Origin of the sequence: Parahaliea mediterranea (assembly GCF_003402235.1) — a bacterium.
Lineage (GTDB): Bacteria > Pseudomonadota > Gammaproteobacteria > Pseudomonadales > Halieaceae > Parahaliea > Parahaliea mediterranea.
Genome location: NZ_QEWO01000004.1, coordinates 524,063 through 538,806 on the forward strand (window position 1 = coordinate 524,063; position 14,744 = coordinate 538,806).

A 14,744-nucleotide genomic window follows, 5' to 3' on the forward strand; every position below is an offset into this window, starting at 1 on the left:
TCATTTTCAAGCAAGAGATAAACCAAAAAGTACCGCCGCCGCCCCACTCCCCGGCCGCGGCGCCTCCAAACGGCGGGCAGACCTGCTAGAATGCCGCCCTCATTTGAACGCAGAGTTACCCCCACCCATGGCCCAGTACGTCTACACCATGAACCGGGTCGGCAAGGTCGTGCCGCCCAAGAAAACCATCCTCGAAGACATCTCCCTGTCCTTTTTCCCCGGCGCCAAGATCGGCGTGCTGGGCCTGAACGGCGCCGGCAAGTCGACCCTGCTGAAGATCATGGCCGGCATCGACACCGACATCCTCGGCGAGGCCCGTCCCCAGGCCGGCATCAAGATCGGCTACCTGCCCCAGGAGCCCCAGTTGGACCCGGCCAAGGACGTGCGCGGCAACGTGGAGGAAGGCCTGCAGGACGCCATCGACGCCCTGGCCGGGCTGGAGAAGGTATACGCCGACTACGCCGAGCCCGACGCCGACTTCGACGCCCTGGCCAAGGAGCAGGCGCGACTGGAAGACATCATCCAGGCCACCGACGCCCACAACATCGAAACCAAGCTGGAAATTGCCGCCAACGCCCTGCGCCTGCCGCCCTGGGATGCCGACGTGACCAAACTGTCCGGCGGTGAGCGCCGCCGGGTAGCCCTGTGCCGCCTGCTGCTGTCGGCACCGGACATGCTGCTGCTGGACGAGCCCACCAACCATCTCGACGCCGAGAGTGTGGCCTGGCTGGAGCGCTTCCTGGAAGGCTTTCCCGGCACCGTGGTGGCCATCACCCACGACCGCTACTTCCTCGACAACGCCGCCGGCTGGATTCTGGAACTGGACCGCGGCCGCGGCATTCCCTACGAGGGCAACTACTCCGACTGGCTGGACGCCAAGGAAAAGCGCCTGGAGCAGGAAAAGCGCCAGGAGGCCTCCCACCAGAAGGCAATCAAGGCCGAGTTGGAGTGGGTGCGCAGCAATCCCAAGGGCCGCCAGGCCAAGAGCAAGGCCCGCCTGCAGCGCTTTGAAGAGCTGCAGTCACAGGAATTCCAGGCGCGCAACGAAACCAACGAGATCTACATTCCCCCGGGCCCGCGCCTGGGCGACAACGTGATCGAAGTCAGCAACCTGAAGAAGGCCTTCGGCGACCGCCTGCTGTTCGACAACGTGAGCTTCACGGTGCCCAAGGGCAGCATTGTCGGCATCATCGGCGCCAACGGCATGGGTAAATCCACCCTGTTCCGTATCCTGATGGGCCAGGAGCAGCCCGACGGCGGCGAAGTGAAAGTCGGCGAAACCGTGCAGCTGTCCTACGTGGACCAGAGCCGCGACGACCTCGACGGCAGCAAAACAGTATGGGAGGAAATCTCCGACGGCCAGGACATCATGCGCATCGGCAGCTACGAGGTGCCCTCGCGCTCCTACTGCGGCCGCTTCAACTTCAAGGGCTCCGACCAGCAGAAGTTCGTCAAGGACTTGTCCGGCGGCGAGCGCAACCGCCTGCACCTGGCCAAGCTGCTGAAACAGGGCGGCAACGTGCTGTTGCTGGACGAGCCCACCAACGACCTGGACGTGGAAACCCTGCGCGCGCTGGAAGAGGCGATTCTGGCCTTCCCGGGCAGCGCCCTGGTTATTTCGCACGATCGCTGGTTCCTGGATCGCATCGCCACCCACATCCTGGCCTACGAGGACGATGGCAGCGTGGTGTTCCACGAGGGCAACTTCAGCGACTACGAGGAAGACCGCAAGGCGCGCCTGGGCAAGGATGCCGACCAGCCGCAGCGGGTGAAGTACCGCAAGCTGAAGTAAGTCAGCCGTCGCGCACGAAAACAAACTGCCCGTTTTCGTGCCCGGCGTCTTCAATGGCGGCAAACTGCGGCACCTGGTCCAGGTAGCCGAGGTTGGCCGCCCCTGCGCGCACCTTGTCGTACACCTGGGCGTAAATCATCTCCCCGTTAATGGCCCCGGTATTCTGCTGCAGCACCTGCAGCAGGGCGCTGGCGAACACCGAGTGGTTGTCTGGCCCCTCGTCCAGCACTGGCATCACCCCGCCAGAGGTGAGCACGGTGCGCGACTTGTTGGCCAGCCAGTACTTCATCAGCGCCGGAATACTCTTGCGGATGCGCGGCGCGGTGTCGCGCACCAGCGCCCCTGAATAACAGGAGTCCGCCACCACCAGTACATGGCGGGCGCTGCTCTGCTGCAGGGTCTGGGTGAGGTCGCCGCTGGACACCGCCTCGCTGTAGGGCATGCCCGGGCGGTAGTCGGTGGGCAACCAGTAGCCGTCGCCAAATTCATCCACCTTGCCGTGGCCGGCATAGTAGAGCAGCACAAACTGGTCCTCGCGAAACTGGCGCACGGCGTTCAGCAGCTTGTACATCTCGGCCCGGTTGAGGTTGATCTGCACGTCCACGTTAAAGCCGTAGCGCGCCTGCAGCACCTGCTTCAGCTCGTTGGCATCAAAGGGCGGCGAGGACAGGTCGGGCAGGTAGTCGTAATCGTAGTTGGCGATGATCACCGCCTGGTAGGGGCCAGCCTTGAGGCCGTCCGGCAGGGTGATGCTCTGGCGCGGGGCGGGCTCGGCCGCTCCGCGCATGGCCAGGGTACGCTGCTGTTGCAGGCCGCTGTACAGGTCGACATCGCTGGCAATGCGGGCGCGCTCGCGCTCCAGCCCGGCCACGTTGGCGTCGATACCCGCCAGCCGGGCGCGGGCGTCGTTCAGGGCGGCCTCCATGCGGCGCCGGTCCTGTTCGCTGCGCTGGCGGTTGAGCAGCAGGTCCTGCTCCAGCCGCACAATCTCCTGCTGATATTCGTCTTTCTCCCAGCGCGATTCATCCAGCGCCATCTCCAGTGACTGCAGCTCGGTGCTGGCCGCCGCCAGCTTGGTTTTGGCGGAGGCCAGCTCCACCTCCAGCCAGCTGCGCTTGTCCACCTCCAGTGCCAGGTTGTCGCGCATGGCGTCGCGCTCGGCCTGCAGGGCCTGCCAGCTGGCCTCAAGGTCCTGGCGCTGGCTGGCCAACTCGCTGATGGTCTGTTCCTGCGCCTGCAGGCGGGCCGCCAGCTGCGACTGGGCCTGGCCACCGCTGCGGCTGGCCTGCTGCAGGTTCTGCCGCAGGGTGTCGGCCTCCTGCTGCGCCGCGGCCATGGCCTGGCGGCTCTCGCGCACCTGGGTTTCCAGCAACTGCAGCCGCTGGTCGGCGCTGGACAGGCTGGTGGCCAGGTCCAGGTTCTGGGCCTTGCTCTGCTGCAGTTCCTGCTGGGCCCGGCTGAGCTGGCGGTCGCGAATGTCCGCCTGGCGAACGCTGGCCTTGAGCTGGGCCTGCTGCGCCTCGACATCGGCCTGCAACAGGTCGATGGCCAGCTGCTGCTCGTCCAGGCGCGCCTGGCGCTGGGCCAGCTGCTGGCGCAGGTTGGCCATCTCGGCGCTGCTTTGCGTGCTGGCCGCCGCGGCCAGTTGGGCCTGCAGTTCCGTGGCGGCGGCGCGCTCGTGCTGCACGGCATCGGCCTGCTGGGCCAGGCTGGCCTGGGCCGCGGCCAACTCCCGCTGCAGGCGGCCAGAGGTGGCGTTCTGCTGCTCTAGCGCCGCCACCAGGCGATCGATTTCGCGCTGGGCCTCGCTCTTCTGCGCCGCCACCTGGGAGGCCAGCACCACTTCATCCCCCAAATCCAGCGCCTCGCGCCACAGGCTGAGCGCCTGCTGCTTGTCGGCGGCCACCCCCAGGCCCTGCTCGTAGAAATAGGCCATGCGGCGCTGGGCGCGGGCATCGCCCTGGGCAACGGCCAGGCCATACCAGTGGGCCGCCTGGGCATAATCGGGGGTACCCAGCCAGCCTTTTTCAAAGATTTCGCCCACGTAGAGCTGGGCCGTGGCGTCACCGCCCTCGGCGGCCTCGCGCCAGATGGCCAGGGCGTTTTCGTAATTGGCACGGTCGTAGAAGGTGTATTCACCGCCGCGAATCTCGCACTCGGTGGCGGTCAGTTGCTGGGGTTTGCGGCGCTCCAGGTAGGTCATCACGCTGCCCACCTTGCGCACCCGCCCGGGCAGCAGGCAAAGCACGGGCTTGTGGGCGTCTACCTCACCGTAATCGCTGCTGAGGCCGGGGGCTTGCGCCGTTGCCGTGGCCCCGGCCAGGGTGCCCAGCAACAGGCCACACAGCAGGCCTGGCAGATATTTGATCAAACGCGGATGCATGTACTGGCTCCGTCTGACCGCTGTTAAAACTATAGTCCAGATTGCCCGTTTTGCCCGCTGCTCAGCAGTCGCTGAGCTGGGCAATGCGCGCCTCGCCGAGGCCCTCGCTCGCGGTTTTTTCCACCGCCAGCAGCGGCTTGTGGCGGGGGTGAATTTTCAGGCCGTGGCAGGTAATCAGCAGGGCCTTTTCCGGATCGCCCGCGGCCTCGGCCTGCTGCGCCCAGTCGCGGTAGGTGGCCAGCATGGCCATCACCCCGGCCCGGGCCGCCGCCGAATCCTGCCGCGCCAGCACGCTGGCAAAAGCCCGGTAGGCGTTGTCGGCGCCGCCATCCATGATGTGCAGGGCGCTGACCAGATCGCCGCCGTCGAATTCCTGCCGGGCGATGTCCAGGTAAACCTGCCCCTGTTCCAGCCAGCTCTGCAGCCGGGCCGCCTCGCCGGCCTGCAGGGGCGCGGGGTTGGCCGGCGTCAGGCTGTCCAGAAAGACCACGTCTGGGTCCGGGCCCTGCAGATAGCGCAGGCCCAGCCACAGGGCCACCCCCGCCGCCACCAGCACACTGCCCGCCGCCAGCCACAGGCGCGCCCGGTCGCGCTGCCCGGCCAGCCCCTGGTACAGCAGGGGGGCGGTGGCCAGGCGATCACCGCGCTGGAAGGCGAGGCCGCGCTGCAGTACTCGCCAGCGCCGGGCACCGAGGCCCGCCGGGCGCGGCGCGCGACGCCCCTCCCCCCACGCCCGGGGCGCCGGCAGCCGCTTGAAGGGGTGTCGCCCGCTCAGCACTTCGTAGCACACGCAGGCCAGGGCGTAGATATCGTCACGCGGGTCCGGCGACTGGCCCTCGAACATTTCGCAGCTGGCGTAGGACGGGGTAAGAGCGCCGAGCTGGCTGGCGTCAAAACGGGTTTCGGCCCGGCTCTGCAGGCCCTCCAGGCTGTCTTCCCGGGCCCGGGCAATGCCCAGGTCGAGAATCTTCACCCCGCCGTCGTCGCTCACAAATACGTTGTTGGGCTTGAAGTCCGAATGCACCAACCCCTGGCTGTGAATGTAATCCAGCCCGCTGCACATACCCTCGATCAGCGGCAGCGCCTTGGCCAGTGGCAGGCCGTCTGGGTGGCGGCGCAGGAATTCATCCAGCGGAAGGCCGCGCATGAACTCCATGATCATGTAGGGCTGGCCCTGGTGCAGGTCAAAGTACAGCACGCGCACCACGTTGGGGTGAGACAGCTGCTGGCACTTGCGGGCCTCGCGCTGCAGGGCCATGCGGGCCACGTCGTGGGCGGCAAAGCGCACGCCGAGGAACTTGATGGCCACTTCGGCGTGGCGATCCTCGAATTCGCGGGTGTACAGCAGGTCGGTGGCCTGGAAGACCCGCCCCATGCCCCCCTCGCCGAGTAGGCGGGTCAGCTCGTAGCGGCCAGAGACCACATCGCCAATGCCTACGCCGCCTTCTTCGCTGCTATCTTCACCGCCCTCGCCGGTGGCCCGGGCGCCGGCGTCAGTTGCGGCTTCGGTTACAACATCCGTTGCGGCGTCGCTCGCACGAGCACCCGGAGCAACGGTCCGAGTGGCTGCCCGGGTGGTATCCGCCCCCGAGGCGGGCAGGGTTTTGTCATCGAACGCATCCGCCACCGTGCCTGCCGACGCCTCCTGCTGACAGCGCCGCTTTAAAAACTGCCGCGCACGCCGACGGTGAAGAGGTTGGCGCTCACCTCATCCAGACCGAGGGTGGTGGAGTAATCGACAAAGGCGGTGATGCGGTTGGCAAACACCGCGCTGACCCCAAGGCCGAGTTCAAAATAGTCCTCGTCCGGGTCGTCGCTGCCAATGGTCAGGTTGAAGGTCTGCCCGGTCTGCTGGGCGGCGTAGCGCGCCGCCACGGTGTCGGCGTCGTTGCGAAACTCGTGCCGCCAGGCGACGCCGAGGTAGGGCATGATCACCCCGCTGCGGGTGCTGAAGGGCTTGGTGAACTGAAAGCCGAGCGATGATTGCAGGGAGTCAACATCCTGATCTGCGTAGGCCAGCGCCAACCCGCCAGCGGTGGCCTGGTCACCGGCCAGGGCCCGCTCGCGCTCGGTGTAGCCGTCCACGGTGACATCCAGATAGCTAAGGCCCACATCCACGGCGAGGTCCACCACGCCCAGCTCGAACTGGGTGCCGGTGGACAAGCCGAGCCCCAGGCTGTCGCTATCGGTGGAGCCGCTCATGGCCCGGTTGACCACCAGGTTCTGGCCCCGGTTGCCGCCGCTGGCACTGCCGCGATAGGCCACCCGCCGCTCGGTGTCGTAGTCGTTCCAGCCATAGCTGAGCAGCCCGTCGACGTAAAAGCGGCCAATGTTGCCAATGGCGTAGGCGCTGATGGCATAGCCGTCCAGCGAAAAGCCGCCGCCGGCAACCCGCGAGGTTAAATCGTTCATCGGCAGGGGCGAGCCGCTGCTGTCGAAGTCCACCTCGTAGTCGGAATAGCCCAGCGCCACACCCACCACCACGCCGGATTGCAGCAGGTAATCCACCCCCAGGGTGGCGCCGTAGGCGTCGTAGTCGTACTGGTCTTCGCGGGCGGTGGCGTCGCGGTCACCGTTGCCGTAGGCGCCGTTGACAAACCAGCTCCAGGGCGACTCGCCCTCCTCCCCGGCATTGCCGCCCACCACCGGCGCGTCGTTCACCGCCAGGCGCAGCCCGCTCGCGGTGGCCCGGGCGCCAGCGCGAATGGCGTCAAGGCGCATGCCGATGTGGGCGAACTGGCCGTTGGAGCTCTCGGTGGCCAGGCGGCCCTTGGATACCTGCTCCTCGCCGGTGAGTTGCTGCATGGCTTCGGCCAGCTGGCCGCTGGTCCAGCCGAGGTTGTTGAGTGCCGCGTTCGGGTTGCCGTTCAGCAGGTTGGCGGTCTGCACCATTTCACTGCAGCGAAAGAAAAGATCTTCCTCGGGCGTGGTGGCCGGCCGGTTGTCCCCGGCCACAGGGCGGTAGGTGGCAACCAGTTCTCCGCAGGTACTCTGCACCGCTTCGCCGGTGACCACCTGCAGCGCCGTGCTACCCGGCGCGCCTGCGACCACCTGACCGAGGGTGGTATCCTGAGCGGCGAGTGGCGTCGCCAGCCCGGCAAGAGGAACAATGAGATACAGCCTGACGTCTCGAAAACGTATTTCCATGGCGAGCCTCCCCAAAGGCAGTTGCTGCCCTCCTTTCCCTAACGTAGACCATGGCAACGGTTTGCGCGAATCCCGGCGGGGGCGCAAGCCCGAGCAGGCGCACTGGTGAGCGGCGGTTGCAGGCCCGCTGTACCGGGCGCCACCCCGCTGCGTTTGCCATTTCTGTTGCTGCTCCTATTGCTGTGTAGCACCTGCGCCGGGCCAGCCCATCAGGGCGCCGAGCAATTGGCCAGGGCAAACGGAGCGCAGCCGATGTGGGTGGACGGGCTGGGCTTTCGGCACCGGGTGTTCAGCCGGGTGAAAGACGCCGAGCCCCGGCTGCTGCGGGTGTACCTGGGCGGTGACGGGCGTGCCTTCCTGAACCCGACCACAGTGGCCGCCGACCCCACCCCCGGGGAGCACCTGGGCCTGTCGCTGATGCTGGCAGACCCCGGCAATGCCCTCTATCTGGCGCGACCCTGCTACTACCAGCCAACCCTGGACGCCAACTGCCAGCCCGCACTGTGGAGCGAGCAGCGCTACGGCGCCACCGTGCTGGCCAGCCTGGAGCGGGCCCTGGCCACCCTGCTGGCGCAGTACCCCGGGGCCAGCGTCCACCTGGTGGGCTACAGCGGCGGTGGCGTGCTGGCCCTGCAACTGGCGCGGCGCTCGGCACGTGTCCGCCAGGTGGTGACCGTGGCCGCGCCCCTGGACACCGATGCCTGGACCCGCCACCACCACTACACCGCCCTGCCTGGGCCGCAAAATCCTGCGCACATGGCAGAACCCTGGCCAGTGGGCCTGGTGCAGGTGCATCTGGCCGGCGCCGACGACAGCAACGTGCCGCCGGCGCTCAACCAACGCTTTGCGGCGCAACTGGCCAGCAGCGGCGCTACGGCGCGCTTTTACGTGCTGCCGGGCTTTGACCACCGCTGCTGCTGGCACCAGCAGTGGCCCGCCCTGCTCAACGACTACCGCCTGTAGGCACGCCCACCACGCCCCGGGCAACGGCCAGCCCCGCCGCCTCGCCAAAGCCCGGTGGGTGGCGGTATAGTGCGCCACAGGCTCAAACAGAAGGCGCAGGTATGATTGAAAGACGCCAGTGCACGCGCATCAAAATCGACTTGCCGGTGGAAGTGCAGCAAGGCGGCAGCGTGTGGAAACAACGGCTGATCGACATTTCATTGATCGGCGTAGCCACCGACCAGCCCGACGTGTGGGACGCCCAGTACAACGAACCCTTTACCCTGCTGATCCAGCTTGACGATGGCGACGAGCTTGAACTGCACGCCTACCTGCAGCACGTAGAAGCCGGCCGGCTCGGCTTTTCGGTGCAGCATGTGGACCGGGAGAACATCGAGCCCCTCAGGGCGCTGCTGGAAGCCCACGTGGACGACCCGGGTATCATCGCCGAGGAAATATCCCGACTGGACTCCTAACCCGGGCGATACCAGATCGGTGACGACCAGGCCCGCTCCTGCAGGGTGCGGGGCACGCTGTCGTCGCAACAACCTTCAAGCCCCTCGGGCACCGCGTCGGGCGACGCGCAGTCCACCCGGTTAGCGGCGCAGATGCGCTGCTGCCAGCGGCAGGAGGGATTCTCCACCACCCGGCTGTAGTAGGCCGCACTCATGCCTGGATCGAAGTCGGGGTCACGCCACACGCTGCACAAACGGCGGTGCCCCGGCCCACTGGGTGCACAGCTGTGCAGATCCACCGTGGCGCCGTTGTCCGGCGAGCCGGCCACGTCAAATACCGCTTCGCGGCTCTGGCCGTCTGCGTCCACCCACACCTTGATGACCTGCAGGCGCTGCAGCAGCCCGCCGGGGGCCTGCGCGGTGCCGGGGTCGGATGCCGCACTCAGCAGGAAGGCCGGCTGCGCCCCCACGGTGGCGTCCAGTTCGCCACCCATCGGCACACCCTGGGCATAGGCCTGCTGCAGCAGGTCCGGCTGCTCGCACAGGTCATCCGCAAAATCGGCACCGGCAAAAAAGCGCAGCTGAATGCGCGGGCCACTGGTGGCGTAGGCTTCGCGCCGCTGCATGGCCCGGAACAGGGCCGCGCGGGTGTTTTCCTCGGCGTAGAGCACTGCCAGCCCACCGGGGTTCTGCTCTACCCGGTCGGGCAGTTGCGGCGCCGCGCCATCGCCGGCGATGTGCTGGGCACCGTGATGGCCCCCATACTGGCCCTCCTCCACCGCCCCGGGCGCGCCGATGTGGGTATCGGTGCCGCCGATAAAACCGGGGGTAAACGGGTTGACGCCATGCTCACGCTGCAGGCGTAAACCTTCGCGCAGGGCTTCGCGCAAATAGCGCGCATCGTCGGCGGGCGGCTCGCCCAGCAGGGGCAGGTACTTCTGGGCAAAGGAGCCGTAGGGCAGCTTTTCAAAAGCGCACAGTTCGTCGCTGGCGCCGGGGCCACCGTAGCACTCGGAATCGCCCTTGTGCTGTACGATTTCCGCCAGCCGTTCGTAGCGCGCCCGCTGCCTGGCCACCGCCAGGGGCATCGCCTCGCCGTCGGCATCGACGGGGGAAAACATGCGCCCGGCGCTGAGGTTGGCGTTGTGGGGAATGGTCAGGGCCTGGCAATCGTCGAGCCCGTCGCGGCACTGCTCATCCAGCGCCTGCCACAGCTGTTCGGGGCGGGCCGCCTCACGGGCGCTGATGGGGGCGGCGGGCACTGCAGCGCCGCGAAACAGCACATTGCGGTGCAGGTTGGCGGTGCCCTCCATGCCACTCCACTCGTAGCCGGCAAAGGTGGTGAACTCGCAGGGGGCGTTGTGCCGCTGGGCGGCGGCCAGCGTGTCCTGCCAGGCATCCGCTGTCGCCGCCTGGCAGGCGCCATCGCCCGGCGCGCACAACCTCTCGATGGGCAGCACCCGCGCCAGCAGCGATCTCACCAGGCGGGTCACCACCCCGGCGCCACACTGGGAAGCCCCCGGGCCGCTGTAGTTCGGGTCGCTGCACAGACGCACCTCACCCAGGCCCTCGGCGTGATCGGTGACCGCGGCAAAATCCAGCGGCCGCGCCAGTTGCAGTGACCGCTCGCTGTGCCCCTGGGCGTTGTAGGGTGGCAGGGCAATGCGCGCCCCGCGGGCAAAGCGATAGGCTTCTTCCGGGCCGATGCCGGTGTTGCCCATGCGCCAGTTGGCGTCCTGGGAGTAGCGGGTGTGCACGTGAACGTCGCCAAAAAAGGCGCGGCGCTCGGCCCGGGCACCATCGCAGCCGGCCTCGGGCGCGGCCGCTGCGGTTGCTGCCGCTGCACTGCTTTCTGAGCCGGTTACTGCCGCTGAAGCGGGCGCGGCCAGCGGCGTTGTCTGTGCGGCGGCCGGGGCACTCGCCAACACCGTGAACACTACCGAAGCGATCAGCCCCGGCAGCAGGCCGGCGCGGGCCATCAGTGCCCTACCCCGGTCACGGTGTCGCTGGCCAGCCAGCCATAGCGCACGGCTTTGGCCGTCACGGCCTGCCCCCGGCCCAGAGCAACGGGGCCGCGATAAATCTGCCAGGGGCCATCGTCCAGCCTGTAGGCCAGGGAGCTGCCTTCGGTCACCGCCCGCAGGCGCAGTTCGCCATTATCAATGCGCATCTGGGGCGCGGCGGTCACGGGCTTGTCCTCACCCCCGGTCCCAAACCGCGCCACCATGGCGGCCTCGGGTTCGTCACCCACATCGCCCACCCGCACCGTCCAGACGTCGAGGGCACTGCGCAGGCGCTGCAGGTCGGCGGCGTAGCGCGGGTCGGCACTGACGTCATTGAGTTCGAACGGGTCCGCCTGCAGGTCAAACAGGCGTTCTTGCCCGGGGGCTTCAAACCACTGCCGCTGGGCGGGGTTCAGCTTGCCGGCGGCATACAGCGCGCGCATTTCGCGCACCATGTCGATGTTGTCGCGAAACGCCAGGGGATGGCCTCCGGCCTGCTCGGGGTAGCTGCTGCGAATGTATTTGAAGCGTTCATCGCGCACCGCGCGCTGACGGTCCATGACCGCGTCGATACGATCGCGGGCAGCAAAAATGTAGCGCCGGGGGGGCACCGTATCGCTGGCAAAGTCCTGCCCCTGCAGGTAATCCGGCGCCGTCACCCCGGCCAGGGCCAGCACGGTGGGTGCAAAGTCAACAAAGCTCACCAGGCGGTGATCACGTTGACCCGGCGCCAAGCCGGCCGGCCGGAAGCGCGCTGGCCAGCGGATGATCATCGGCACCTGAAGGCCGCTGTCGTACAACTCGCGCTTGGCCCGCGGCAGGCCATCGCCGTGGTCGGTGGTCCAGATCACTATGGTGTTGTCCGCCAGGCCGTCCTGCGCCAGTTGGTCGAGGATGGCCCCCACCTCGGCATCCATGGCGGCAATGTTGTTGTAGTGCCGCGCCAGGTCCCGGCGCACGGTGGGGGTGTCCGGGTAGTAGGGCGGCAACACCACCTGTTCGGGCTGCACAGCACGCGGGATGTCCACGTCGATGCTCCACCAGCGATACAGCTGCATCAGCAGGTGGCGGCGGCTGAGGGGCAGGCTGCCCAGTGGCGTGAACACGCCGCTCTCGTGGGTCACCATGAAGTTCACCAGGCCATAGAAGGGCTGGCCTTCCGCCCGGCCGCGCCAGTCGCGCACCCCTTCGTCGCTCCAGAGGGTAAAGGGGCCGGTGCCCTTGAAGGGGCCGCTGAACTGGTAGTCGAGCTTGTTGTCGGTGAAGGTGTAGTAGCCCGCCGCGCGCAGCAGCTCCGGGTAGGCCTTGACCTGCGGCGGCGGCACGGCTGTGTAGGCGCCATCCGGGCGGGTGCTGGTGCGCATGTGCTGTGAGCCGGTGGCCACCTGATGCACACCGAGAATTTGCGCCGCCCGGCTCGGCGCGCACACGCCGGCAGTAGTGAACACCCGGTGGTAGCGCACGCCCTCGCGGGCCAGTTGGTCGAGCCGCGGGGTCACCGCTACGGCATCGCCGAAGGCGCCGATGCGGGGGCTCAGGTCCTCCGCCATCAGCACCAGTATGTTGGGGCGCTCAGCCGGCCCTGCCTGCAGCGAGCCCGCCGCCAGCAGCAGGCCGGCAACCAGCGCCCTCACCGCTTTTGGCCCTTGCAGCCATCGCCGCCCGCGCACCCGTTGCCCCCCACACACCATGGCCGGCCCCACGCTGTCAGAAATTAAACTTCACCCGCACACCGGCATAGCGCTGGCTGTCCCGTGACAGAACCTGCCCGATGGCCTGCTTGCCGCCGTAGAGGTTACCGAGGTTGGCAAGCGACTGCACGTAGCCGTCATCCAGCAGGTTGTTCACAAACAGCGTGACCCGGTAGGCCTCGCGCTCGCGCTCTACAATGCCCACGCTCAAATCCAGCACGTCGTAGCTGTCGTAGGCGGTTTGCGGGTCCTGGTTGAGGTTGAAGTTGACCTCGTCCTGCCAGCGGTAGGACACATTGGCAAAGCCATCAAAGGGCAGTGAGCCCAGCGGCAGGGTGTACTCGCCAGACAGGGTGAGCTTGTAGTCTGGCGAGTTGGCAAGGTCCGCCCCCGCCAGGTCCTGCACGCTGGCCCCCGGTGCAATTTCCACGCAGCCCTGGGCCACGGTCTGGCCGCTGTAGCACTGGGCGTTGGGGTATTCCTTGACGGTGGCGTCGATCCAGGCAAAGCCGGCCCGCAGCATGAAGTTCTGCCCCAGCAGCCCCACGGCGTCCACCTCGATACCCTGGGTTTCCAGCACGCCGACGTTGGAGATATCCAGCTCCACGGCGCCGTCTTCATTGATCTGGGTGTTCTGGGCCTGGTAGTCGTCGTACTCCGTGTAGAAGGCCACCGCGTTGAATTGCAGGCGCTGGTCGAACAGGGTTGTCTTGATGCCGAGTTCATAGGCATTGGCGTTTTCCGCCGCCACTGGGTTGTCGGCCTTGTCCTGGTTGAAGCCGGTGGACACGTCGTAGGCCTGGCCCTTGTAGCCACGGCTGTAGCTGGCGAACAGCATGGTGTCCTCGTTGAGGAAGTGCTGCAGGGACAGCTTGCCCAGCCACACCCCGTCGGTGTCGTCGCCCTGGTAACGGGCGTCGGTGGGCGCATCGTAAAAGTCGACGGAGATCTCTTCGTAGTTATAGCGCAGGCCCAGCGACAGGCTGGTTTTGTCGCTGAAGCGCCAGTTGCCCTGCCCGAAGGCCGCCATGCTCTCGGTGCCGGCCTCCGCCGCCCAGTCGGCCACCAGCACGGTGCGCTCGAAACTGCGATCGGTGTCGGCCTTGGCGTAGTACAAGCCCAGCATGTAGTCGAAGTCGTCGTACAGGGGGGAGTCCAGGCGCAGCTCCTGCGAGAAGAACGACATTTCCACATCTGACAGGGAGTCGATGCCGCCGTGCAGCGCCCCGCCGGTGAGGGCCCCGGCCACATCCACGTCGGAAAAGTCGACATCCTCGGTGTTGGTGAAGTCCCAGCGATCCAGGGCGGTGATGGAGGTCAGGCTGAATTCGCCCAGGCTGTAAGCCAGCTGCAGGCTGCCCGCGATGTCTTCGCTGTGGCCGTAGGACGGATTGTCCTGGCGGATTTTGCGGTTGTCGGGGCCGGGCTTGATGCCAGGCGCCGGGTCTGCCGGCACAAAGCCCAGCACCCGCGCGGTGGGGTCGAGCTGATACCAGTTGATACCGCAGCAGTCCACGGTGTCTTCGCTGTAGTTGATGATGGCGGTGGCGGTCAGCCTGTCGGTTATATCCCAGAGGAATTTCCCGCGCCCGCCGCGACTCAGCCCGCCGTTCAGGGTGGTGCCGGTGGTGAGGTTGTCCAGATAGCCGTCGCGATCGTCGTAGTAGGCCATTACCCGGTAGCCGGCGCTGCCGCCCACCGGACCAGAGAGCGTGCCCACGGTGCGCTGCTGGTCATCGTCGGTGACGACCAGTTCCAGGCTGCCCTCGAACTCGCTGGCCGGGTTTTTGGTGACCACGCTGACCAGGCCGGCCGAGGCATTCTTGCCAAACAGGGTGCTCTGGGGGCCGCGCAGCACCTCAATGCGCTCCACGTCCACCAGGTTCGACAGAGCCTGCCCCGGCTGCACCTGACTGACGTTGTCGATGATCACCGCCACGCTGGGTTCCACGGCAATGCTGTACACGTTGGTGCCAATGCCGCGAATGCGGATGGAGGTCTGCTGCTTGTTGTTGCCGCTGGACATGGTCAGCGACGGCGACAGGCGGGTGACGTCGGAGAATTCCTGAAGGCCCATGGCCTCAATGGCCTCGGCATTCACGGCAGTGAGGGCCACCGGCACATCCTGGGCGCTTTGGGCGCGCTTCTGGGCGGTGACGATAACCTCCTCAAGGGCGGCCTGGGCCAGGGCGGAAGCGGTCTGCTGACTCAGCAGAAGGGCGGCGGCCAGCGCCGCCTTGCGGGCGAAGGGTGGGGTCGGAGTCAAGGTCGGGGTCGAAGTCGGGGTCATAGTGCAACATCCTGTAATCATTATCGTGCCTGCAGCGGCCA

General features: G+C 67.1%; 9 protein-coding genes. 3 read left to right on the forward strand and 6 right to left on the reverse strand.

Going from position 1 to position 14,744, the window contains the following annotated elements:
• Window positions 1-127: 127 nt before the first annotated feature.
• On the forward strand, window positions 128-1,792 hold the full coding sequence (ettA, locus tag DDZ17_RS14635; protein ID WP_116367692.1) for an energy-dependent translational throttle protein EttA: 1,665 nt from the start codon (window positions 128-130) through the stop codon (window positions 1,790-1,792).
• Window position 1,793: 1 nt separating this feature from the next.
• On the opposite strand, the gene DDZ17_RS14640 is transcribed toward ettA, so the two are convergent.
• The 3 genes from DDZ17_RS14640 to DDZ17_RS14650 form a co-directional block, all read right to left on the reverse strand.
• Window positions 1,794-4,175, reverse strand: coding sequence for a caspase family protein (locus DDZ17_RS14640; RefSeq protein WP_116367693.1), 2,382 nt, complete (start codon window positions 4,173-4,175; stop codon window positions 1,794-1,796).
• 61 nt (window positions 4,176-4,236) lie between these two features.
• Window positions 4,237-5,802: a serine/threonine-protein kinase gene (locus DDZ17_RS14645; RefSeq protein WP_116367694.1), complete on the reverse strand. Its 1,566-nt coding sequence runs from the start codon at window positions 5,800-5,802 to the stop codon at window positions 4,237-4,239.
• A 35-nt stretch (window positions 5,803-5,837) separates the two neighbouring features.
• Window positions 5,838-7,322: an autotransporter outer membrane beta-barrel domain-containing protein gene (locus tag DDZ17_RS14650; protein ID WP_116367695.1), complete on the reverse strand. Its 1,485-nt coding sequence runs from the start codon at window positions 7,320-7,322 to the stop codon at window positions 5,838-5,840.
• A 252-nt stretch (window positions 7,323-7,574) separates the two neighbouring features.
• On the opposite strand from DDZ17_RS14650, the gene DDZ17_RS14655 reads away from it, so the two are divergent.
• Window positions 7,575-8,285, forward strand: coding sequence for an alpha/beta hydrolase family protein (locus DDZ17_RS14655; RefSeq protein WP_116367696.1), 711 nt, complete (start codon window positions 7,575-7,577; stop codon window positions 8,283-8,285).
• A 101-nt stretch (window positions 8,286-8,386) separates the two neighbouring features.
• A complete protein-coding gene (locus tag DDZ17_RS14660; RefSeq protein ID WP_116367697.1) occupies window positions 8,387-8,740 on the forward strand; it encodes a PilZ domain-containing protein in 354 nt (117 codons plus the stop codon).
• Here DDZ17_RS14660 and DDZ17_RS14665 read toward each other — a convergent pair.
• The 3 genes from DDZ17_RS14665 to DDZ17_RS14675 all read right to left on the reverse strand — a co-directional run bounded on the left by DDZ17_RS14665 (window position 8,737) and on the right by DDZ17_RS14675 (window position 14,703).
• A complete protein-coding gene (locus DDZ17_RS14665) occupies window positions 8,737-10,698 on the reverse strand; it encodes a DUF3604 domain-containing protein (protein ID WP_116367698.1) in 1,962 nt (653 codons plus the stop codon). The two genes, DDZ17_RS14660 and DDZ17_RS14665, sit on opposite strands and share 4 nt — an antisense overlap.
• On the reverse strand, window positions 10,698-12,356 hold the full coding sequence (locus tag DDZ17_RS14670) for a sulfatase family protein (RefSeq protein WP_170150217.1): 1,659 nt from the start codon (window positions 12,354-12,356) through the stop codon (window positions 10,698-10,700). The genes DDZ17_RS14665 and DDZ17_RS14670 overlap by 1 nt, the downstream gene beginning before the upstream one ends.
• Before the next feature lie 73 nt (window positions 12,357-12,429).
• The gene (locus DDZ17_RS14675) at window positions 12,430-14,703 is read right to left on the reverse strand and encodes a TonB-dependent receptor (protein ID WP_170150218.1); all 2,274 of its coding nucleotides are present in this window, start codon (window positions 14,701-14,703) and stop codon (window positions 12,430-12,432) included.
• Window positions 14,704-14,744: the final 41 nt, after the last annotated feature.